The following is a 21,877-nucleotide window of genomic DNA, read 5'->3' as shown; positions in this document are numbered from 1 at the left end:
CAAGAGTGGCGCGTTTCCGGCTCGCTGAACAGGAACGCGCCACTCTGGCATATGCCAAGCGAATACGCCGACGCCATGGCCTCACGCGTTGCGCGCCGTGCTCACGGCATCGCGCGGCGGGACGGCCGTGGTCAGAGCACCGCCGAGAGGAATCCTCGCGTCCGCTCGTGCTCGGGCTCGGTGAAGATCTTCTCCGGCGGCCCGGACTCGATCACCCGGCCCGCGTCGAACATCAGCACCTGGTCGGAGATGTCCCGGGCGAAGTTCATCTCGTGGGTCACGCACAGCATCGTGATGTCGGTGGTGTGCGCGATGTCCCGCAGGACGTCGAGGACGCCCGCGACCAGCTCCGGGTCGAGCGCGGACGTCACCTCGTCCAGGAGGAGCACCTGCGGCCGCATCGCGAGGGCGCGGGCGATCGCGACGCGCTGCTGCTGGCCGCCGGAGAGCTGCGTCGGGTACGAGTCGCAGCGGTCGCCGAGGCCGACCAGGTCGAGCAGGTCGCGGGCGCGCTGCTCCGCCTCGTCCTTGGACAGGCCGAGCACGGTGACGGGCGCCTCGGTGATGTTGCGGAGCACCTTCATGTTCGGGAAGAGGTTGAACTGCTGGAAGACCATGCCGATGTTCTTGCGGACCTCGCGCACGTGCTTCTCGCCCGCCGGGACGAGCTTGCCGTTCTTCTCCTCGTGCGTCAGATACTCCCCGCCGACCTTGATCGTGCCCTCGTCCGGCTTGAGCAGGGTCATGAGGAGGCGCAGGATCGTCGTCTTGCCTGATCCCGACGGCCCGATCAGGGTGACGTGCTTGCCGGAGGCGACGGAGAAGTCCAGCTCGTCCAGGACCGTGTTGGACCCGAAGCGCTTGACGACCTTGTCGAAGCGGATCAGCTCGCTGCCGTCCACCGCCGGGTTCGGCTGGTCCTTGGTGAGATTCGTGTCAGCGGACAAGACGGCGCTCCAGGGCTCGCAGGAGGAGGGAGGACGGGTAGGCGATGAGGATGAAGGCGACACCGACGACGGTCAGGGCCTCGGTGTACTGGAAGGTCTGCGCGGCCTCGAGTCGCGAGCGCTGCAGGAGTTCGAGGACGCCGATGCTGGCGAGCAGCGGGGTGTCCTTGAGCATGGCGATGACGTAGTTGCCGAGCGCGGGGATCACGCGCCGGATCGCCTGCGGCAGGATCACCGCGGTCCAGGTGCGCGTGTACGACAGGCTGAGCGCCTTGGCCGCCTCCCACTGGCCGACGGGCACGGCCTCGATGCCCGCGCGGTAGACCTGCGCGGTGTACGTCGAGTAGTGCAGGCCGATCGCGATGGTGCCGGTGGTCATCGCCGAGTACTGGATGTCCCACTCCGGCAGCACGAAGTACAGGAAGAAGAGCTGTACGAGCAGCGGCGTGTTGCGGATGAACTCGGTGATGATCCCGACCGGCCAGCGGACGAACCGCGTCGGCGCCCGGAACGCGAGCGCCCAGAGGAGGCCGACGCCGAACGAGATCAGCGAGCCGAGCGCGAGCACCTGGAGGGTGACGAGCAGCCCGTCCCAGAAGTGCGGCATGAAGTCGGAGACGGCGCCCCAGTCCCACTTGTCCGTACCGTCGTTCATGAGGCACCCCCGTTCTGCTTCACCGCGTGGGTCAGCTCGTCCGTCGACCGGCGCAGGCCCAGCCTGTTCAGGACGCCGACGCCCGGCTCGGGCCGCTGCCCGATGCCGGCCTTGGCCCGGCGCTCCAGGATCCGCATGCCGCGGGTCAGCAGGAACGCGAGCACGAAGTAGATGACCAGCGTGATCGAGTAGATCTCCGCGCTCTCGGTGGTGGCGAGCCGCACCAGATAGGCGGCGAAGGACACGTCACCGATGCCGAGCAGCGACACCAGGGCGGTGCCCTTCAGGAGCTCGATCAGCAGGTTGGAGAACGGCGGGATCATCTCGGGCACGGCCTGCGGCAGCAGGATGAGCCGCATCCGCTGCCACGGCGTGAAGCTCAGCGCGACCCCCGCCTCGCGCTGCGCCGGTGCCACCGCGTTCAGGGCGCCGCGCACGACCTCGGCGCCGTAGGCCCCGTACGACAGACCGAGCGCGAGCACCGCCGCCCACATCGGGACGAGCGCCCAGCCTGCGAGCTGCGGCAGGACGAAGAAGATCCAGAACATCAGGACGAGCGCCGAGGTGCCGCGGAAGATCTCGGTGTAGAACCCGGCGAAGAAGCGCACCACGCGCAGATGGTGCGTGCGCGCGATGCCGACGGCGAAGGCCACGGCGGTCGCGAGCGCCGCGCTGTAGAGCGTGAGCTGGACGGTGATCCAGATGCCCGGGAGTACCCAGTGTTCCCACAGTCCCGCTGTCATTTGCACAGCTCCTCTGCGGTCAGCTCGGTCATCTCGTCCTTGGTGAAGCCGAACCGCTTGAGGATCCGGAAGAGCTCGCCGCTCTTCTTCATCTTGTGGATCTCCACGTTGAAGGCGTCGCGCAGCTCGGTGTCGTTGGGACGGAAGGTGAAGCCGCCGCCGTCGACGTGCTTCTTGCCGTCGACGATGGGCGCGAACGCCTCGGTGGCCTCGGCCTTGCGGCTCTTCTTCACGACGCCGCGCGCGGTGAGCGCGGTGCCGCCGAACACGTCGATGCGTCCGGCCTCGACGGCGTTGAGCCCCGCCACCGGATCCTGGAGGATCACGATGTCGCTCTCCTTGTACCCGGCGTCGACGGCGTACGCGATCTCGGCGTAGCCCGTCCCGGTCCCGAACTTGGCCTTCTTCTTCACCACGTCGGCGTACGTGTGCAGCCCCTTCGGGTTGCCCTTGCGCACGATGAAGGCGTCCAGCATCTGGTACTCGGGATCGGAGAAGATCACCTGCTGGCAGCGCTCTTTGTTGATGTACATGCCGGCCGACACGACGTCGAACTGCTGCGTCTTGAGCCCGGGGATCAGCGAGCTGAAGTCGGTGGCGACGGGCTGCACGCTGTCCACGCCGAGCCGCTTGAAGATGATCTTCGCGAGCTCCACCGCCTCACCGGTGAAGTCGCCCTTCTCGTCGATGTAGCCGTACGGGGCCTCGCCCGCGATGCCGAGCCGCACCGTGCCCTGCGACTTCAGGCGGGCCAGCGTGTCGCCCGTCGGCACCCGGCTGCACGCCGTGGCGCCGAGCGCGCCCGCGCCCAGGACGGCGGCGGAGGCGAGCACGGATCTCCGGCGCACGCCGGGTGCGCGCTCTGTCTTGTTCGGATTCCTCGATGGTGGAGCCATGGCCGCGCGGCTACCCGAGTAGACACGAGATATGCCGTTGAATTTCGGCCCCTGATGCGATCGTTGTCCACTTGACGCGGGCGCCGACCCGGGGTGGACCATGGGCCCCATGGCAGACCGATACATCGAAGTCTCCCTCGCCAAGCGGGGAGTTCAGGCCACGGCGAAGCTCCTCGACGACCGGGCTCCGGTCACCTGCGCGGCGGTCTGGGACGCCCTCCCGCTGGGCGGAGAAGTGTTCCATGCGAAGTATGCCCGGAACGAGATCTATGCCCTGTTCCCGGCCTTCGCCCCCGAGGAGCCACCCCTGGAGAACCCCACCATCACGCCCATCCCCGGCGACCTGTGCTATTTCACCTTCACCGGCACAGAGCTGGGCACCAAGTCCTACGGCTACGACCAGGACCAACGCGGCACCATCGTCGACCTGGCCCTCTTCTACGAACGCAACAACCTCTTGATCAACGGCGACGTGGGCTGGGTCCCCGGAATCGTCTGGGGCCAGATCGTGGAGGGCCTGGAGGAGATGGCGGCGGCGTGCAACGACTTGTGGAGGTCGGGGGCGCTGGGGGAGAGCCTGAACTTCCGGCGGGCGAGCTGAGCTTCCCGGCCCGCCCCGTCCAGCCCGTCCGGCGCTTGAGGACGAGGCGCGAAGCGCCGATTCGGCGGAGGCTGTCCCACCCGCACGGGACACCCGCCCAGCGGGGCCCGGGGGCGCGGCCCCCGGTTACGGGAAGGGGCGGGGCTGGGGAACGCCCCGCGCGGCGCCCCCGCCGTACAACGCCTGAGCCACCCGCAGCACCAACGCATCCGCATGCCGCGCAGCCACCACCTGCACCCCCACCGGCAACCCGTCCCCATCCACCCCGCAGGGCACCGTCGCAGCGGGCTGCTGCGTCAGGTTGAACGGATAGGTGAACGGCGTCCACCCCGTCCACCGCCGCAGCCCCGACCTCCCCGGCACCTCGACCCCCGCCTCGAACGCGGTGACCGGCAACGCGGGCGTCACCAACAGGTCGTACGTCTCATGGAAGACCCCCATCCGCCGCCCCAGAGCCATCCGCACATCCACCGCCGCCAGATAGTCGAGCGCACTGAACCGCGCCCCCTGCGCACAGATCTCCCGAAGCCCCGGATCGATCAACTCCCGCCGCCCGGGCGGCAGCTGCTGCACGACCCGGGCCGCCCCGCTGAACCACAGCGTGTGGAAGGCCTCCACCGGATCGGTGAAATCGGGATCGGCCTCCTCGACGTACGCACCGAGTGAGGCGAGCTTCCCCACCGCTTCCCGCACGGCCGCCGCGACGGCGGGCCGCACCGCGACCTGCCCGCCGAGCGAGGGCGAGTAGGCGACCCGCAACCCCCGCACCCCACCGTCGAGCCCGTCCCGGAAGCTCCCCGGCGCCGGCCCGAGGTGCGACCAGTCCCGCGCGTCCGGCGCGGAGATCACGTCCAGCATCAGAGCCGCGTCCGCCGCGTCCCGCGTCATCGGCCCGACGTGCGCGAGCGTCCCGAACGCCGACGCCGGATACAGCGGCACCCTGCCGTACGTCGGCTTGAACCCGAAGATCCCGCAGAACGCCGCCGGGATCCGCACCGAGCCGCCCCCGTCCGTGCCCAGCGAAAGCGGCCCCGCGCCGAGCGCCACGGCCGCCGCGCTGCCGCCGCTGGAGCCGCCCGCGGTGCGCGAGGGGTCGTAGGGATTGCGCGTGACGCCGTGCCGAGGGCTGTCCGTCACGCCCTTCCAGCCGAACTCCGGAGTCGTCGTCTTGCCGACGAACACCGCGCCGTGCTCGCGCAGCCGCGCCACCGAGGGCGCGTCCTCGTCCCAACGCCCCTCCTCCGACACGGACTTGGAGCCACGGAAGGTCGGCGCGCCGCGCTGCAGCAGGATGTCCTTCACCGTCACCGGCACCCCGTCGACGAGCCCGGCGGGCTCACCGCGCCGCCACCGCTCCGCGCTCTCGTCGGCCGCCGCGAGCGCCCCCTCGGGGTCCAGACGTACGAACGCGTTGACGACCGGCTGGATCTCCTCGGCCCTGCGCAGCACCGCACGGGTGACATCCACGGGGCTGAATTCGCCCTTGCGGTAGCCATCGACGAGTTGTACGGCGGTGAGGTCCGTGAGCTCGGTCATGCGTGCTCCTCAACGAGACGGGGGCGAGGCAGGGCGGGGCGGGCGTGCGCCGAGAGAGGCCGGGCGCCGGTCGGACGGTGCCCGTCGAGGGCGCCGAACGATCAGTGCCCAGGGACATACCCACGTTTCTTGTCGACCACGTTCGTCAGCGGCCGACCCGCCTCCCACTGGCCGAACAACGTCACGAACTGCGCGCCGAGTTCGTCCCGCCAGCCGACCGTGTCACCGCTCATGTGCGGCGAGACGATCAGGCCCGGAGCACTCCACAGCGGGCTGTCCGCGGGCAGCGGCTCCCGCTCGAAGACGTCGAGCGCGGCCCCCGCGATCCACCGCTTCGACAGCGCGGCGGCGAGGTCGTCCTCGACCACGAGCTGGCCCCGGCCCACGTTGATGAAGTGCGCCGACGGCTGCATGACCCCGAAGCGGCGCACGTCGAACATGCCGCGCGTGTCGTCCGTCAGGGGTGCCGCGCACACCACCCAGTCGGCGCGCGCGAGCAGCCGGTTGAGGTCGTCCGGGCCGTGCACCCCGGCGCGCGGGGCCCGCCCGACCAGGGCCGACGCGATGCCGAGCGCCTTCAGGGTGCGGGCGACGGCGCGGCCGATCGGCCCCGAACCCACCACGCACGCGCGCGTGCCCGCGATCCGCCGGCTCTCGCGGTGCAGCCAGGTCCGCTCCCGCTGGAGGTCGAGGGTGCGCGGCAGGTCCTTGGCCATGGCGAGCACGAGCGCGGCCACGTACTCGGCGATCGGCTCGTCGAAGACGCCCCGCGCGTTGGTCACCACCGCGTCGGACGTGGCGAGTTCGGGGCACATCAGATGGTCGACGCCCGCGCTCGCCGTGTGCACCCACGCGGGCCGCGGCCCGTCACCGGGCCAGGCGCGCCGCACCGCGTGCGAGAGGAAGTCCCACACCAGGAGCACATCGGCGTCCGGGAGCCGGTCCGCGAGGGTGTCCTCGTCGGCGTGCAGCACCCGGGCGCGCCCGGTGAGGGAGCCGAGGCGGGGCGGGGGTGCGGGGGAGGGGGCGTCCAGTACGAGAACGGTGGGGGGAGTGGGAGCAGCCGGAGCAGAGGGGGCGGAGGGAGCAGAGGGGGCGGAGCGGGGCGTGGGAGCCGCAGCGGCTGCCGGGACGGAGGGGGGCGTGAGGGGCTCACCGGGCCCCGTGCCCCGCGCCTCGGTGCTCCGGGGCACGCCCTCACCGGGCGTCGTGCTTCCGGAAGCCCCGCCGTCGGAGCCCCCGCTTCCGACACGCGCGGCGCTCCCGGAGCCACCGCTTTCGGACATGGCAGAGAAACCGTTTCGCAACGAGAGCCCGCTTCCCTGGGAGAGCGTCAGGACGACACCGCAGCGTCCCGGCGGCCGACGTTCTCAGCCGTCTGAGATGTGCGGATTGACCACGCTGGCACCCCAACCTACCTTCGTCAACAGAAGCAGTTCAGCTCAGGCACCACAGGGACGAGCACGCTGCGTGTCTCCTCCCTCGCGCACGGTGTGCTCGCCGCACACGCACCCCCGTCCCGACGTCCCGGCGCGTCGCGCGCCGCCAAGCTCCACTTTCCGGCCCCCGGCCGGCCCTGTCCCTGCACGCACGAACTTAGGGCCTGCTCATGGACGTCACTTCGTTCTCCACCCTCGGCGGACCACACCCTCAGCGCGGTGTCGGTGTCGTCGCACCCTTCGACTTCGCCCTCGACCGGGAGCTGTGGCGCTGGGTCCCGGACGAGGTCTCCCTGCATCTGACGCGCACGCCGTACGTGCCCGTCGAAGTCAGCCTCGACCTGGCCCGCCTGGTCAGCGAGCACGAGACCCTGGCCGAGGCGGTGCGCGCGCTCACCGCCGCCGAACCGGAAGTCCTCGCCTACGCCTGCACGTCGGGCAGTTTCGTCGGCGGCATCGCGGGCGAGCGGGCGATGTGCGAGGCCATGTCGCGCGAGGGGTCGGTCGCCTCCGTGACGACGTCGGGCGCCCTGCTCGAAGCGCTCGACGAGCTGGACGCGCGGCGGATCGCCCTGGTCACGCCCTACACCTGGTCGGTGACCCAGTCCCTGGAGGAGTATCTGGCGGAGGCGGGCGTCTCGGTGGTGGGCCGCGCCTATCTCGGCCTCACCCGGCACATCTGGAAGGTGCCCTACCGCGACGTGGCCGACATGGCGCGGCAGGCGGCGTCAGGGCCCGTCGACGCGCTGTTCATCAGCTGTACGAACCTGCCCACGTACGACGTCATCCCGCAGCTGGAGGCCGAGCTGCGGATGCCGGTGATCTCGGCGAACCAGGTCACGATGTGGTCGTCCCTGCGCAGGCTGGGTACGCGAGCGGTGGGGCCCTACCAAGCGCTGGTCAACGCGGGCGCGCGGCCGGGCACCGCGGACTTCGGTGCCCTCGACGCGCTCGCCGAGCCACCGGTGTCACCCGCGGTGCCGCCGGGCGCGGCGCCCTCGGACGGCCTGCCCGACCCGCCCGGGGGTCCAGCGGGCTCCGCGGAACCCACCGGGCCCGCAGGACCGACCGCCGAAGGAGGCTGGACTTGACCGCACTCGGATTCCTCTACCCCGGACACTCGGCCGAGGACGACTACCCCCGCATGGAACAACTCCTCGACTCGGACATCCGGCTGCACGTCGTGCACACGGACATCGGCGAGGACGCCCACCGCGTGGACGCGCTCCTGGAGATGGGCTCGGCCGCGCGGCTCACCGCCGGTGTCGAGGAGCTGCGGCTGACCGGCGCGGAGGCGGTGGTGTGGGCCTGCACCAGCGGAAGCTTCGTCTTCGGCTGGGACGGGGCGCACGACCAGGTCCGCGCGCTCGCCCGGTCCGCCGGGCTGCCCGCGTCCTCCACGTCCTTCGCCTTCGCCCACGCGGTACGCGAACTCGGCGCCGAGCGCGTCGCCGTCGCCGCGACCTATCCCGAGGACGTGGCCCTCCACTTCTCCGCCTTCCTCAAGGCGGCGGGGGCCGAGGTCGTCGCCTTGCGGGGCAGCGGCATCATCACCGCCGCGGAGGTCGGCACCTGGGGGTGGGACGAGGTCCTCGCCCTCGCCCGCGCGGGCGACCACCCCGACGCGGACGTCGTCCTCCTGCCCGACACCGCGCTCCACACGGCCGCCCACATCCAGCCCCTCGAAGCGGCCCTCGGCAAGCCGGTCCTCACCGCCAACCAGGTCACCCTCTGGGAAGCCCTCCGCCTGACCTCCCGCCGAGTCAACGCCCCCCACCTCGGCGCCCTCTTCACGAAGGAGCCCATCGTCCAGATCCGCGACCAGTAGCCCGGCCGGGGCGCGCACCGGCTTGCCCGACAGCCCCGGCACCCTCAGCCCCGCCGGGGTCACCCCCATATCGGCGCTCCGCGCCTCGTCCTCAAACGCCGGACAGGCTCTCTCCCACCCACCCGCCCCAACCTGCACCCTGCTGGCCAACAGCCCGGCACCTTCAGCCCCGAAACGGCGCACGCCGCAGCGCCTCGCCGGCCCACCCCGCAGCACCTTTCCACTCCGCGGCACCTTTCCAGCCCGCCCCGGCTGTATTTCAGCCCGTCCGGCGTTTGAGGACGAGGCGCGGAGCGCCGATAGCGGGGGAGGACTGTCCCACCCGCCACGGGACACCTGCCTACGGGGTCCAGGGGCGGAGCCCCGGTTTCGGGAAAGGGGCGGGACTGGGGCGTCCCATGCGGGAATAAACGGAGACACCCTCCTGTTCGACCCTGCGTACCGCAAAGACGCAGGCGAAGACCAGGAGGCCCCGGTGACAGTGGAGCAGAGCGGCGACGAGGGAATCCGTGCCCCCCGGCACGGCGACGCCCCGACCCCCCTGTCCGTACTCGACCTGGTGACCGTGGGCGCGGGCCGCACCGCGACCGACGCCCTGCGCACCAGCGTCGCCCTGGCCAAGCTGGCCGAGTCCCGCGGCTACCACCGCCACTGGGTGGCCGAGCACCACTCGATGCCGGGAGTGGCCTCCTCCTCCCCGGCGGTGATCCTCGCCCACCTGGCAGCCCACACGACCCGCATCCGCCTCGGCTCGGGCGGCGTCATGCTGCCCAACCACGCCCCCCTGGTCATCGCGGAGCAGTTCGGCACCCTGGAGGCCCTGGCCCCGGGCCGCGTCGACCTGGGCCTCGGCCGCGCCCCGGGCACGGACGGCGCCACAGCCGCGGCCCTGCGCCGCACGGAGCGGCTGAACGAGGGCGCCGACGACTTCCCCCAGCAGCTCGCGGAGCTGACCCGCTTCCTGGACGACGACTTCCCCGACGGCCACCCCTACGCCCGCATCCACGCGGTCCCGGGCCCCGTCCAGTCCACCTCCCCGGGCGGCGTGCAGTCCCCGCACCGCCCGCCCGTCTGGCTGCTCGGCTCGTCCGGCTTCAGCGCCCGCCTCGCGGGCGGCCTCGGCCTGCCCTTCGCCTTCGCGCACCACTTCTCCGCGCAGAACACGATCCCGGCCCTGGACCTGTACCGCGAGTCGTTCCGCCCGTCCGCCGTCCTCGACGCCCCGTACGCCCTCATCGGCGTCTCGGCGCTCGCGACGGACGACGAGAAGGAGGCCCGCCGTCAGGTGATGGCCGCCGCCCTGAACATGGTCCGCCTGCGCACCGGCCGCCCCGGCCTGGTGCCGACGCCGGAGGAGGCGGAGGCGCACCGGTTCACGGAGATGGAGCGGGACTTCATCGACAGCTGGAACTCCAACGTCGTCCACGGCACCGCCGACCAGGTCCGCACCGGCCTCGACGACCTCGCCAAGCGCACCGGCGCCGACGAGCTGATGCTCACGGCCAACGCGCACAGCGGCGACGTACGCCTGCGCAGCTACGAACTCGTCGCGGACGCCTACGGACTGCCGAACCCCGCCTGACCGCGGCCCGCGCACCACAAAGGGTGCCGCCCCCGACGGGGGTGGGGGCGGCACCCGCACTCCCGTCACCCAACTCCCGTCACCGGCCCGCCCCTTGGCGTGTGCCCCGCGACCACCCCCAAGCCCCCATGTCCCACCCGCTTCCCTAACCTGTCGCCATGGACATGGACACCCGACTGCTGCGCTGCTTCACCGCCGTCGCCCAGGAGGGCGACCTCGCGCGTGCCGCCGACCGCCTCTTCCTGTCGGCGCCCGCACTGACCCGGCAGCTCAGGCGCCTGGAGACGCAGTTGGGGACGGAGTTGTTCACGCGGTCGCGCGCCGGGATGGCCCTGACGGACGCGGGCGCGGCGCTCGCCGCCACCGCGCCCGCGGTGCTCGACGCCTGGGAAGCGGCGCTGTGCTCCACGCGGGGCGCGGCGGCGCGCGCGGACCGCGTCCTGCGGGTGGGCTTCGTGACCGACGGGGCGGAGGGGCTCGGGCGCCGGAGCGTCGCCGAGTTCGCGCGCCGCAGACCCGGCTGGCGGGTGCGCCTGACGCAGGCCGCGCCGGACGACCCGACGGGGGGCCTGGCCGCGGGCACCGTCGACGCGGCGCTGCTGCGGCTGCCGTTCCCCGGCCAGGAGGCCCTGGACGTCGAGGTGTTGCTGACCGAGCCGCGCCGCGTCGCGCTGCCGGCCGGGCACCGCCTTGCCGCGTACGAGGAGGTCGACTTCGCCGAACTCCTCGACGAGCCCTTCGTCGCGGCCCCGCCGGAGTCCGGCTGGTGGCGCGACTACTGGCTGGCGGCGGACGAACGCGACGGCCGCCCGGCGAAGGTCGGCGCCGTCGCCCGTACCGTCGAGGAGTGGCTGACCGCCATAGCCGACGGCGAGGGCGTCTCCCTCGCCTCGGCGGCGACGGCCCGCGCCTGCCGCCGCCCCGGCGTGGTCTACCGTCCGGTGCGCGGCGTCAGCCCGGCCCGGGTCGGCGTGGCCCACGCCCCGGGCGCCCAAGTCCCGCAGGAGGTGCGGGACTTCGTACAGGCGTGCCTCGCCGCGCGCGACGAGCCGGAGGCGGGGGAGTGACCGGGGGCTCAGGTGTCCCGCGACCCGAGAAGTACGGAGATACGATCCGCCCCCACCGGCCGTGAGTACAGCCACCCCTGCCCGGTGTCGCACCCGATCCTGCGCAGCCGCTCCGCCTGCCCGGACGTCTCCACGCACTCCGCGGTGACGGTGAGCCCGAGGCGGTGGGCGAGTTGGACGAGGGCCTCGACGATCACCTCGTCGGCGGGGTTGATGTGCGCGGACACCGCGCCGTACTCGCCCTCGTCGTACTGGAATCCGCGCACGAAGGAGCCGTCCAGCTTCAGGACCGACACCGGGAGGCGGCTGAGGTAGGCGAGGTTGGAGTAGCCGGTGCCGAAGTCGTCGATGGCGATGCGGACGCCCATGTCGCTGAGCGCCTGCAGGGCCTGCAACGGCCGGCCCGCGGAGCCCATGACGGCGGATTCGGTCAGCTCCAGTTGCAGCAGTCCCGCCGGGAGACCGGTCTCCGCCAGGATCTCGGCCACGTCCGCCACCAGGTCGGAGTCCCACACCTGGCGCACGGCGACGTTGACGCTCACGAACAGCGGCTCCCGGCCGGGGTGTTCGAGCTGCCAGCGCCGGGCCTGGAGACACGCGGTCCGCAGCACCCAGCGGCCGAGCGGCACGATCGAGCCGTCTTCTTCAGCAAGTCCGATGAACCGATTCGGCGTGAGCAACCCGAACTGCGGGTGATTCCACCGAACGAGTGCCTCGACGCCGCGCACGTCGCCGCCCTCCAGGCCCACCAACGGCTGGTAGTCCAGGACGAATTCGCCGCGCTCGACGGCGGGGCGCAGCGAACTGGCGAGCGCCTGGCGGGTCATGCGGTGGGCGTTGCGCTCGGGGTCGAACAGGGTCCAGCGGGCCTTGCCGTCGGCCTTCGCCCAGTACAGCGTGGTGTCGGCGGCCTGCATCAGACCGGTGGTCGTGGTGCCCGCGGCGCGCCGCTCGACGACGCCGATGGAGGCCGAAACGGAGAGCCGCTGCCCGGACAGGTCGAAGGGTTCCTGGAGGGTCCGCAGGACCGTCTCGGCGAGTTCGGTGAGCTGGTCGGTGCCGGTGGAGTCCTCCACGAGCAGCGCGAACTCGTCGCCGCCGAGCCGGGCGACGAGCGGCGCCGACGCCCTGCCGTATCCGGCGCGGTCGGCGAGGGCGGTCAGTCGCTCGGCGACGGCGGCGAGCAGCCGGTCGCCGACGCGATGGCCGAGCGTGTCGTTGACCGCCTTGAATCCGTCGAGGTCCAGATAGCAGAGCCCGATCCGGCCGGTGCTCGTGTCGTCGTACGCCCCCGCCTCAAGGGCTGTGGCCAGGCGCTCGAAGAACAGCGCGCGGTTGGGCAGCCGGGTCACCGGGTCGTGCATCTGCAGATGCCGCAGCCGGGCCTGCAGGTCACGGCGCGCGCTGATGTCGGCGGCGGCGAGCAGGACGGTGCCCGCGCCGCGCCGTTCGGTCCCGCCGGGCAGCGGCGACGCGGTGATCTGGGTCCACAGCGAGTGCCCCTCGGGGTGTTTGAGGCGGCGGGTGCAGCGGAGCTTGGCCTGCCGGCCGCGGAGCACCTCGCGGTACGCGTGCCAGGTGCGGGCGTCGGACGCGAGGTCCACCAGGTCGGCGGCGACCCGCCCGGTGAGGTCGGCGGCATCGGCGCCGAGCAGTTCGGCCAGCGCTTCGTTGGCGCTGACGACCAGGCCCTCGCGGTCCACGACGGCGAGGGCCAGGGGGGCCGCTGCGAAGGCGGCGCGGTAGTCGGCGGCGTACTGGGCGAGGGGCCCGGTCGGGCCCGATTGGTGACGCTCCGTGACGGCAGGCCGGGCACGGCCGGGGTCTGCGACCGCTGTGGCGGTCGGCCCTTGTGAGGTTCCGTTCACCGCTTGCTCCCGCAGTGCAATTGATGTCGAGCAGGTCGATGGGCCCCGAATCCTGGCGGGTCTGGGGAGGCGGTCGGCCGTTTGGGGGGCGGCCGACGGGGCCGGGAAAGTGTGCCGATCATAGAGGCAGGCCGACGGCCCGTTCCAGCCGTACCACGCCCCGCGCGGGCCCCCAAGGCGACCGGCAGATCGTTTCTGCTCGGCCCTGTACAGGCTTCTTTGCCGCTCGACCGCTTGTGACAGCCGGTGAGCGGCCGGAGTGTCGCATCCTGGCCGATCCTCACTCGACCGGGTCAGACAAACAGGGCGAAGTGCGACAAACCATCACAGGGTGGGTGAGGTGTCTCGCATTCCGCACCCGGAGGTCGATGTGGAGCGTCAGCTCCCCCCTTGGATGCTCACCCGTGAAGGGGAGAGGCCGCGGCTGCGCACCGCGGGCATTCTCTTCACCTGCCTGACCGCTCTCGCCGCCACTTCGCTGGTCGCCGGCCCGGCGATCGCCCACGGCGACGCGGGCCCGTGCGCCCTGCGGCGCACGCCCGCGCACCACTCGGAAGGCCTCGACACCTGGAACGGCGCCTATCCGCGCCCCTCCCGCGCCCTCGACGCCGTCATGGTCTTCCTCTCTTTCCCGGACTCCCCGCCGCTGACGACACCGCGGGAGCTGGCCGCCGACTACTTCCCGGCCACGAGCGACTTCTTCGAGCAAGCCTCCTACGGGAGGTTCCGGCTGCGCGCCCACCCGCAACACGAATGGGTGGAAATGCCGGAAGATTCCACGATGTACGCCATAGAGCGGGACTGGGACCCGCAGCACCGCGCGTCCTACCTCCGGGACGCGGTGGCCGCGGCCGATCCGCGCGTGGACTTCTCCGCGTACGACATCGTGTACTTCGTCGCCGATCCGGACGCGCCCGGCGTGAACTCGGACGCCACGAAGGTCGTGAACTTCGACCGTCCGATGCGGGCCGACGGCACCAGCATCCGCCGCATCGTCACCGTCTTCGAGCGCCATCCGCCGGACCGCAACGTCCTCGCCCACGAGACCGGCCACGTCTTCGACCTGCCCGACCTCTATCACCGGCCCACCGACGGCGACGGCGACTGGGACACCCACGTCGGCGACTGGGACGTCATGGGCAGCCAGTTCGGTCTCGCTCCTGAGCTGTTCGGCTGGCACAAGTGGAAGCTCGGCTGGCTGGGGCCCCGCCAGGTCGTCTGCGTGGACGGCGGTCCGCGGCGCCTCACCCTCGACCCGCTCGCGGCCCAGCCCGTTCCCGGTGGCGTGGGCGCCACCAAGCTCGCCGTGATCCGCACGGGCCGGGGCAGCGCCGTCGCCGTCGAGGCGCGGGGTGCCGTGGGCAACGACCGGGGTACGTGCAGCGAGGGCGTCCTCGCCTATCACGTCCGCAACGAGACGGCGTCGGGGCGGGGCCCCGTCGAGGTCATCGACGCCCACCCCGGCTCGGAGGCGTGCGACACCGAGTCCGTCTACCCGCCGTTGGCCGACGCGCCTGTGCGGGTGGGGGAGGCCTTCACGGTTCCTGGGGAGCGGATCCGCATCGAGGTCGAGGACAGGACTCCGTCGGGTGCCTGGACCGTCAAGATCACCCCCACGTGACGGCGAAGCCCCCACAACGCGCGGCGAAGCCGCGCAAAAATGACGGCAGCGGATCATGTCCACGCTTTTTGTGGACATGATCCGCTGCCGGTGTCGTGCGCCGCCAGGGACTCGAACCCCGGACCCGCTGATTAAGAGTCAGCTGCTCTAACCAACTGAGCTAGCGGCGCCTGCTGACGTCGTAGACCTTAGCATCCTGATCGCCGCGAGGAAAAATCGATATACGCACCGCGGATCCGGCTGCGGCGCGGGCCGCGCGGACGCATGCCCAGAGCACTACGTCGGGGCCGGGGAGCCAGGGCCTGCGGGTGTCGGGGGCCACCAGCCAGCGGGATCCGAGCCTGTCGTCGGGTGCGGGTGCGGGTGCGGGTGCGGGTGCGGGTGCGGTGTCTGTGTTGTGGCTCGCCGTGAGCGGGGGCACTGTCACCGCGTCGCCTGCGCCGTGGCAGAGCAGGGAAGGGACCGCGGGGCCCCACTCCTCCCACTCCAGGAGCGACGGGAGGCGGCGGGCCGTGCCCGGCGCCGTGAACAGCAGCATCCGGCCGCGGTACGTCGCCACCGGGCCCGAGCCCGGACCCTCGTGCCATAACCGGTCCACCATCCGCCGCCCGAACACCGCGGGCACGCTGACCACGTCGAAGACCGTTCCGCAGGACAGGACGGCCGGGGTGGTGGGGCGGGCGCGCCAGTCGGCGAGCGCTCGGTGCGGATACGTTTCGGCGGAGGTGAGCCAGGTCGCGCCCGCGGGGGTGACGTCGCAGGCGTTGGTGGGGGGTCCGGACGCCCTGTGGGTGTGGGGGGCGAGGGTGAGGGGGGAGTTGCTCATGTCGATACATCTACCGGGTGTGAGCGGGCACTCTCTTAGAGTTGCCGGAATCCGGGACAGTGGCCGGGGGTGTGGGGTACCTTGCCCCACCGGCATATGCCATTGGATCTTGTTGCTCAGTGGGTCCGGTGGTTCAGTGGGTCCGGTGGTTCAGTGGGGCCCGGGTTCCGTCGTGGAGTCCGTCGTGCCGGTCGTGCCTGTCGGGCTCGAGCCCGATGCCTCGGGGGCGCCGCGCAGGAGTTCGCGGCCGAACTCGATCATCTTCTGTGCGTAGTCCTCGGTCCACTCGGCGCGTTCCGCGATGTCGGCCGGGGTGAGGCGGTCGAAGCGGCGCGGGTCGGCGAGCTGGGCGGCGGCGAGGGCCTGGAACTCGATGGAGCGGTCGGTCGCGGCGCGGAAGGCCAGGGTCAACTCGGTGGACCGGGCGAGGAGTTCGCGGGGGTCGTCGATGGACTCCAGGTCGAAGAAGTGCTCGGGGTCGGCGGTGGCTTCCGCGGGCTCGAAGAGGAGCGGTGCGGGGCGCATGCGCTGGCTGGACCGGGGCCGCGAGGGCTCCGCCATGTCGTTTTCCTCTCGTCGTACGCCGCGTGGCCGCATCCATTGTCCCTCCCCGTGCAAGAGGTCCGCGCGCCGCGCGGTGGGTGGTGTGGTCCTTCGCCCTCGCTCCGGTGGGTGGGTGCGGGGCCGCGCCGGTATGTCCGTGCTCGCGTGTGTGGCCTGGTACGCGTTGTGTGTACGTCCCTCGTGGTCGTCCGAGCTGCGCGCGGACATACCGGCACGTCCCCTCCCGTTCGGTTCGCGGCTTTCGGGTCCGGTGGGGGTTCCCCGTCCGGCTTTCGGTTCGGCGGGGGTGCGGCCGCTTCCGGCTGCCGTCCCACCCTGTGGGCAGCTGGGCCGCCAGGGGCGGCACGGGTGGGCACAGCCCCGGCCGACGGTGACCATGATGCCGACGGTGGGGTACGGACCCGGGCCGAGGGTGACTGTGATGTGGGGGAAAGGGTGCGCGCCGGGCGTGGTGTGGGGCTACGGCCAGGGGATCTGGTGGGACGCGAGGCGCGAGAGGATTGCGTGGTTGGCCTCCCAGCCGTCGGGGAACTTGACGGTGACGCCCAGTTGGACCGGCTCCGTGGACGGGTGGTCGTCCAGGAGGGCGTCAACTCCCGCCCGGCACACCACGATGCACGCGTGCCGATGTCGGGATGTCAGCACGCACAGGCGCCCCGTCTCCAGATGGAAGGCCGTGGCGTCCGGCCGGCCGGAGAGTGGATGGAGCACGACGGTCACGTCGAACTCCCGGCCCTGGAGGCGGTTGGCCGTGTCGACGGTCACGTCCACGACCCCGAGTGCGGCGAGCGCGCCGCGTACGGCTGCCGCCTGGTCCCGATGCGCCGTCCCGACGGCGATCCGGTCGGCCGTGAGGGGGACGGGCTCGGGCGCCCGCTCGGACGTCGCCGCCCCGCCCCGGTCGAGCAGCCGCCGCACCACGAGGGCGACGGCCCGCACCGCCTCGGGGTCCGTGCGCGGGGTGTTCCGGGCGGGCAGTTCGAGCAGGCCCCACCCGGAGAGAGCCGCTTCGTCGATGACCCGGTCGGGGCCCGAGCCGTCGGACGGTACGGCGAAATGGAGGGCACGGTCGGCGTGCTCCGTGCCGCTGCGGAAGGGCGTGAAAGGGTAGAACGCGTCGGAGACCAGCGGCGCGGCCGACGCGGGCAGCCGCCACGACACGGGCAGCCGATGCTGCGGCAGCCCGGGATTGTGGGCGAGCAGCGTCGTCACCGCGCTGGCCGACGGGTCGTACGCGAGCCCCGCCCACTGCTCGGCCTCGGCGATGGCGAAGGGGTCCAACTGCCCCGGGTCGCCCACGAACAGGGCCCGCTCGAAGAGCCCGGCGACGGCGAGGAGGGCGTCCGACCGCATTTGGTACGCCTCGTCGACGATGGCGTGCCGCCACGGCTCGACGCCCTTGACGTGCCCCCACTTCGCGGCGGTGGACACGACGACGTCGAGCCCGGCGAGGTCGCCGGCCTTCGCGGACTTGCGTACGTTCGCGAGGGCGTCGAGGGCCTTGTCGTACGGGTCGGGGTCGCTGCTGTGCAGCCGCCCGACCGGCAGTTCGGGGTTCTTCTCGGCGAGGCGCAGGACGAGGTCGTCGACCTGGGCGTTGGTCTGGGCGACGACCATCAGGGGGCGTCCGGCCGCGGCCAGTTCGAGGGCGGCGCGGACCACGAGGGTGGACTTCCCGGCGCCGGGAGGGGAGTCGACGACGACGCCCCGGTGCGCCCCGTGCAGCGTGTCGCGCAGGATCGCGTCGGTGGCACGGGCGGCCTCCGCCCCGGGGTCGAAGGGGGCCGTGCTCGCTTCGAGGGGGGCCGGGCTCACAGGATGTCCTCCGCTGTCACGGGGTCGGGCCGTTCGACGGCGGGGGTCGTACCGACGGGCGCCGTCTGCGGGGGACCGCCGTGCGTCCACGGGGTGTCCTCCGGGTCCGGCAGGCGCGGCCCGCCCCGCTGCTCGTGCTCGAAGAGCGTCCAGCACAAGCGGTCGCCCACCTCCGGCACGGAACCGGGGTCGGGCTCCTTGCCGCGGCCCATCTTGTCCAGCAGGCGCAGGACGAGGCCGCCGTCAGGCGTGTGGGCGACGAACTGGAAGGACTGGGGCTTGCCCGCGAGGGAGCGGTAGGCCTTCACGCCCTCGTCGAGCTGGGGGCGGTCGGGGGTGCGGACGGTGACGAGGGGGCGCGGCCGTGGCGAGCGGCCCTCGCTGTACGCCATGACGACCTCGGTGACCTCCCCGGCGAACGCCTCGCCCGCGAGCCGCCGCCCGGCCATCACCAGGGGGTCGTCCAGGGCCTCCTGGGCGTCGAGCCTGGCCTGCTCGCGCTCCCGGGTGGCCAGCTTGTTCGCGGCGGTGACCGCGTCGTCCACGCGGGGCTGCGGCGGCTCACCGGCGGCGACGCGGTCGCGGTGCCCGGTGAACGACCAGCGGTCGCCGCGCCACCGGTCGACGGCGCTCGGCGCCTCGGGCAGCGTGCACAGCGCGTCCAGGCCGCGCCACACCGCGTCCCACGTGGGCCGGGTGCGGCTGGCCACGAGGGCGTCGATCTCGCGCTCGGCGGCACCGAGCGAGGCGAGCAGGGCGTCCGCCTCGACGCCGTCCGCGGCGGCGGCCAGCGCGGTGCGGGCCCGGTCGTGGCGCTCGATGGCCGGGGCGAGGAGCTGGTTGTCGAACGCCGGGTCCGTGGCGGGTCCTGCGGGCGGGCACAGCAACTGCCCGTCACCGTCCCTGGCCAGCTCCGCCCGGAGCGCCGCGTCCGCCCCCGACGTCCCCTCCGGCGCCTCGATCCACGCGAGCAGCGCGCCCAGGTGCTGCTCCTCCAGGGAGGACTGGCCGGTGGCCCAGTGCCGGGACAGCAGGTCGGTCATGGCGAGAAGCAGCGACGAGCCGGGCACCCGGGAGCGCTCGCCGTAGTGCGTGAGCCAGCGCCCGAGCAGCGGCACGCGCGGGGGCGCGGGATACGGCGCGTCCGGATCCTGCTCGGCGGTCCGCCGGAACCGCATGGACCGGCCGAGCAGCCGGACGAACTCGATGCCCGCGCGGCTCGGCACGATCAGCTGCGGGGCGTCCGCGCACAGCTCCACCTCGACCTTGACGCGCTTGCCGGTCTCCGGGTCGGCCTCGGTGCGCTCGGCGGCCTCGACGTCGTCCGCGTACGACTCGACGTACGGCAGCAGGATCTCGGCGAGCCGGGACAGGAACGCGAAGCGCAGGTCGCGGTCGCGGGGCTGGGCCACCGTGAGCAGCAGGGGGGACGTGCGCTCCGTGCCGATCAGGGCGCCGAGCGGGGCGCCCGTCTCGCCGGCGGTGATGAGCGGCACGAAGACCAGGGGGCGCTCGGACAGGTGCCGGTGCCGGACGGTCGCCCTGGGCTTGGCGCGGCCTGTGGTGGCGGCGTCGAGCCGGGCCAGGTTGTCGATCAGGGACAACGCACACCTCCGGCGAGCGCCTCCGCGCGCAGGGCGCCCGCGCGGCGCAGTGCCGCGACCGCCGGGTCGTCGGCGTCGCCCGCCTCGCCCCGGGCCGCGGCGAGGGCCTCGTCGATGGTGGCCAGCGTGCCGAGGTCGGCACGCAGGGAGCGGCCGAGCGAGGTCAGCTCGCCCGCCGCGCGGGCCCGGTCGCGGCAGTGGAAGGCCAGCTCGCAGGCGGCCAGGCACTCAGGGGCGTACGTCGCGGGGACCGCGTCGACCGCGGTGGCGAGCTCGGCGGCGGGCCGCGTCACGTCGAACGTCGTGCCGGGCGCGAGCGAGGCCGCGATGTCCTCGACGCGGGTCAGGCGGGACAGCTGGCGGCGGGTGACGGCGAGCTGCTTGCGGACGTCCACGGCGGACGCCGCCGGCAGGTTCGAGAAGTCCTTGGGGCAGACGAGGAGCGCGCGGTGGCGCACCTCGGGCGCGGGGTCGAGGCGGCGCGCGACCTCCTCCAGGGCGAGGACGTACACCGCGGCCTGGCGTGCCGCCGCGCCCACCTTCGCCGCGTCCGCCGCGCCGTCGATCATGGGGAAGGACTTGATCTCGACGACCGTCCAGGTCCCGTCCGGGGCGACGACCACGGCGTCCGGCTCCAGGAAGGCGGGCGTGCCCGCGACGTCCAGGGCCAGCATCGGGTGGTCGAGCAGCGTCCAGGTCCCGGCGGCCGAGGCCTCGTCCAGGGCCAGCTCCGTGCGGGCCGCGCGGCCCGCGGGTCCGGCCGCCGTGAGGTCCGGCACACTCGCCGCGCCGGGCTCCGGCTCGGGGCCGCCGCCCAGGCACGCGTGCGTGAGACGCAGCAGCTCCGTGCCGCCGTCGGCCTTCACACGGGCCTCGAAGGCGTGCCCTCGCATGAACGCGAACTGCGACTGCCCGAAGCCCGAGGGCGAGCCGAGCGCCTCGGCGAGCGCCGCCTTGGGCACGCCCGCGCCGTCCAGGAGCGCGCGCCGCCCGCAGCCCGGGTTCGCCGCGAGGGCGGCCAGGGCGCGGGCGTCCAGGGACTGCGGCGGTACGTCAGGTCCGCGCAGCTCCGCGAGCCGGTGTCTGAGCGCCGTCCCCGGTGTCCGCGGCGCGGCCCGCGGGTCGGGCGCCCTTGTTCCCGCGGGGCTTGCCGCCCGGCTTGGCGGCGGGCTTGCCGCCCGGATCGGTCCCGAGCTTGCGCTGATGGGGAATTCGCTCACCCGCCGAAGTCTGGCATCCGGCACTGACAATCGAGGAGTCAGTGGCGGACGAGGCGTCGGTGGCGTCGGTGGGTGCCTTGTCGCGTCCCGCGGCGCGGGTGGCGACGGCGGTCGCGAGGACCGGCCGCAGCCGGGCCTTGACCCGGGCCGCGCCGCGCTGCACCGGCCGGACGAGCAGCAGGCCGAGCCCCATCACGGCCGCGCCCGCGACAGCGTCGAGGAAGTAGTGGTTGGCGGTGCCCATGACGACGATGGTGGTGAGCAGCGGATAGGCGATGGCGATGGCCTTCACCAGGGGCGTGCGGCCGTACCGCCACAGCATCACGCCGCACCAGAGCGACCAGCCGACGTGCAGGCTGGGCATCGCCGCGTACTGGTTGGTCATGCCGCCGAGCCCGCGCGGGGCGCTGGCCTGGCCGCCCCACCAGCCCCAGTCGCTGTACTGCGCCATCGTGTCGACGAAGCCGTGCTTGGCGTCGAGGAGCCGCGGCGGGCAGGTCGGCATCAGCGTGAAGCCGACCAGGCCGATGAGCGTGGACACCATCAGCCAGGTGCGGGCGGCGGCGTAGTGCACGGCCCTGCTGCGGAACAGCCAGATCAGCACCAGCGGTGTGACCAGGTAGTGCAGCGAGGCGTACCAGAAGTCCGCCGGGACGCCGATGGAGGTGTGGGCCGTGAAGAGCCGGTTGAGCGGATGCTCCAGGTTCAGGTTCACGGCCTTCTCGATGCGGAGGAGGTCGAGGCCGTGCCCCACGGCGGTCGAGACGTCCCCGCGCGCGAGCAGCCGCCCGGCGGAGTAGGCCCCGTACACCAGGAGGATCAGCGGCAGCTCCGTCCACCAGCGCGGGCGCAGTGGGGTCGTCAGGCCCTCGGATATGCCGCGGCTGCCGGCGCCCTTTGCCTCGGTCTGCGGCATCCGGTGGGTCCCCCATCTCATTCGCGCTGTTCCCGCTCTGTTCTCGCGGCGTACGGCCGCTGGGTCACTTTACGGCGTACGCGAAGGCCGATGAGCCATCCCCCTGTGCCTCAAAGACGCAGAGATCGCCGCCCGGGTTGCGCCTTTGC

Annotated in this window: 19 protein-coding genes and 1 tRNA gene; 6 read left to right on the top strand and 14 right to left on the bottom strand. The window is 72.8% G+C overall.

Annotation, left to right across the window (positions count from 1 at the left end):
* Nucleotides 1–131: 131 nt before the first annotated feature.
* Genes ehuA through ehuB form a run of 4 tightly spaced genes read right to left on the bottom strand, consistent with a single transcriptional unit; the run spans nt 132 to nt 3,241 of the window.
* A complete protein-coding gene (ehuA, locus tag AB6L24_RS38865) occupies nt 132–947 on the bottom strand; it encodes an ectoine/hydroxyectoine ABC transporter ATP-binding protein EhuA (protein WP_380854823.1) in 816 nt (271 codons plus the stop codon).
* Nucleotides 937–1,602, bottom strand: a complete 666-nt coding sequence (ehuD, locus tag AB6L24_RS38860; RefSeq protein WP_380854825.1) for an ectoine/hydroxyectoine ABC transporter permease subunit EhuD — start codon at nt 1,600–1,602, stop codon at nt 937–939. Before ehuD ends, ehuA begins: the two co-directional genes overlap by 11 nt.
* A complete protein-coding gene (ehuC, locus tag AB6L24_RS38855; protein ID WP_405664116.1) occupies nt 1,599–2,345 on the bottom strand; it encodes an ectoine/hydroxyectoine ABC transporter permease subunit EhuC in 747 nt (248 codons plus the stop codon). The genes ehuD and ehuC overlap by 4 nt, the downstream gene beginning before the upstream one ends.
* The gene (gene ehuB, locus AB6L24_RS38850; RefSeq protein ID WP_405664113.1) at nt 2,342–3,241 is read right to left on the bottom strand and encodes an ectoine/hydroxyectoine ABC transporter substrate-binding protein EhuB; all 900 of its coding nucleotides are present in this window, start codon (nt 3,239–3,241) and stop codon (nt 2,342–2,344) included. The genes ehuC and ehuB overlap by 4 nt, the downstream gene beginning before the upstream one ends.
* A gap of 109 nt (nt 3,242–3,350) precedes the next feature.
* Here ehuB and AB6L24_RS38845 point away from each other — a divergent pair, with 109 nt between their 5' ends.
* On the top strand, nt 3,351–3,842 hold the full coding sequence (locus AB6L24_RS38845; protein WP_405664110.1) for a DUF3830 family protein: 492 nt from the start codon (nt 3,351–3,353) through the stop codon (nt 3,840–3,842).
* 126 nt (nt 3,843–3,968) lie between these two features.
* Here the strand turns inward: AB6L24_RS38845 and AB6L24_RS38840 are convergent, their stop codons facing one another.
* Together AB6L24_RS38840 and AB6L24_RS38835 are read right to left on the bottom strand one after the other, a co-directional pair.
* Nucleotides 3,969–5,378 (bottom strand): amidase, encoded by a 1,410-nt coding sequence (locus AB6L24_RS38840; RefSeq protein WP_405664108.1) that lies wholly within the window; start codon nt 5,376–5,378, stop codon nt 3,969–3,971.
* Between the two features lie 101 nt (nt 5,379–5,479).
* Nucleotides 5,480–6,412 carry a D-2-hydroxyacid dehydrogenase gene (locus AB6L24_RS38835; RefSeq protein WP_405664525.1) on the bottom strand — a complete coding sequence of 311 codons (933 nt, stop codon included), beginning with the start codon at nt 6,410–6,412 and terminating at the stop codon, nt 5,480–5,482.
* 575 nt (nt 6,413–6,987) lie between these two features.
* Between AB6L24_RS38835 and AB6L24_RS38830 the strand changes: the two genes are divergently transcribed.
* The 4 genes from AB6L24_RS38830 to AB6L24_RS38815 all read left to right on the top strand — a co-directional run bounded on the left by AB6L24_RS38830 (nt 6,988) and on the right by AB6L24_RS38815 (nt 11,294).
* Nucleotides 6,988–7,908, top strand: a complete 921-nt coding sequence (locus AB6L24_RS38830; RefSeq protein WP_405664105.1) for a decarboxylase — start codon at nt 6,988–6,990, stop codon at nt 7,906–7,908.
* The gene (locus AB6L24_RS38825) at nt 7,905–8,645 is read left to right on the top strand and encodes a decarboxylase (RefSeq protein ID WP_405664102.1); all 741 of its coding nucleotides are present in this window, start codon (nt 7,905–7,907) and stop codon (nt 8,643–8,645) included. Before AB6L24_RS38830 ends, AB6L24_RS38825 begins: the two co-directional genes overlap by 4 nt.
* Nucleotides 8,646–9,126: 481 nt before the next feature.
* Nucleotides 9,127–10,227: an LLM class flavin-dependent oxidoreductase gene (locus AB6L24_RS38820; RefSeq protein ID WP_405664523.1), complete on the top strand. Its 1,101-nt coding sequence runs from the start codon at nt 9,127–9,129 to the stop codon at nt 10,225–10,227.
* A gap of 158 nt (nt 10,228–10,385) precedes the next feature.
* Entirely contained in the window at nt 10,386–11,294 is a 909-nt protein-coding gene (locus AB6L24_RS38815; protein WP_405664100.1) for a LysR family transcriptional regulator, read from the top strand.
* 8 nt (nt 11,295–11,302) lie between these two features.
* Here AB6L24_RS38815 and AB6L24_RS38810 read toward each other — a convergent pair whose 3' ends face one another.
* The gene (locus AB6L24_RS38810) at nt 11,303–13,162 is read right to left on the bottom strand and encodes a putative bifunctional diguanylate cyclase/phosphodiesterase (RefSeq protein ID WP_405664098.1); all 1,860 of its coding nucleotides are present in this window, start codon (nt 13,160–13,162) and stop codon (nt 11,303–11,305) included.
* 394 nt (nt 13,163–13,556) lie between these two features.
* Between AB6L24_RS38810 and AB6L24_RS38805 the strand changes: the two genes are divergently transcribed.
* The gene (locus tag AB6L24_RS38805; RefSeq protein ID WP_405664095.1) at nt 13,557–14,783 is read left to right on the top strand and encodes a M6 family metalloprotease domain-containing protein; all 1,227 of its coding nucleotides are present in this window, start codon (nt 13,557–13,559) and stop codon (nt 14,781–14,783) included.
* A 96-nt stretch (nt 14,784–14,879) separates the two neighbouring features.
* On the opposite strand, the gene AB6L24_RS38800 is transcribed toward AB6L24_RS38805, so the two are convergent.
* From AB6L24_RS38800 to AB6L24_RS38770, 7 genes are all read right to left on the bottom strand, one after another.
* A tRNA-Lys gene (locus AB6L24_RS38800) sits at nt 14,880–14,953 on the bottom strand.
* Complete coding sequence (locus AB6L24_RS38795) at nt 14,944–15,609, bottom strand: bifunctional DNA primase/polymerase (protein WP_405664092.1); 666 nt, start codon at nt 15,607–15,609, stop codon at nt 14,944–14,946. The genes AB6L24_RS38800 and AB6L24_RS38795 overlap by 10 nt, the downstream gene beginning before the upstream one ends.
* A 150-nt stretch (nt 15,610–15,759) precedes the next feature.
* The gene (locus AB6L24_RS38790; protein WP_405664090.1) at nt 15,760–16,170 is read right to left on the bottom strand and encodes a hypothetical protein; all 411 of its coding nucleotides are present in this window, start codon (nt 16,168–16,170) and stop codon (nt 15,760–15,762) included.
* Between the two features lie 462 nt (nt 16,171–16,632).
* Entirely contained in the window at nt 16,633–17,988 is a 1,356-nt protein-coding gene (locus tag AB6L24_RS38785) for an AAA domain-containing protein (RefSeq protein WP_405664087.1), read from the bottom strand.
* A complete protein-coding gene (locus AB6L24_RS38780) occupies nt 17,985–19,592 on the bottom strand; it encodes a hypothetical protein (protein WP_405664084.1) in 1,608 nt (535 codons plus the stop codon). Before AB6L24_RS38780 ends, AB6L24_RS38785 begins: the two co-directional genes overlap by 4 nt.
* Entirely contained in the window at nt 19,583–20,659 is a 1,077-nt protein-coding gene (locus AB6L24_RS38775) for a hypothetical protein (RefSeq protein ID WP_405664521.1), read from the bottom strand. The genes AB6L24_RS38780 and AB6L24_RS38775 overlap by 10 nt, the downstream gene beginning before the upstream one ends.
* Entirely contained in the window at nt 20,646–21,728 is a 1,083-nt protein-coding gene (locus AB6L24_RS38770; RefSeq protein WP_405664082.1) for a phosphatase PAP2 family protein, read from the bottom strand. The genes AB6L24_RS38775 and AB6L24_RS38770 overlap by 14 nt, the downstream gene beginning before the upstream one ends.
* Nucleotides 21,729–21,877: the final 149 nt, after the last annotated feature.

It is taken from the genome of Streptomyces sp. RK9, from assembly GCF_045070545.1.
Lineage (GTDB): Bacteria > Actinomycetota > Actinomycetes > Streptomycetales > Streptomycetaceae > Streptomyces > Streptomyces alboflavus.
This window is presented reverse-complemented; position numbering and strand designations above follow the sequence as displayed.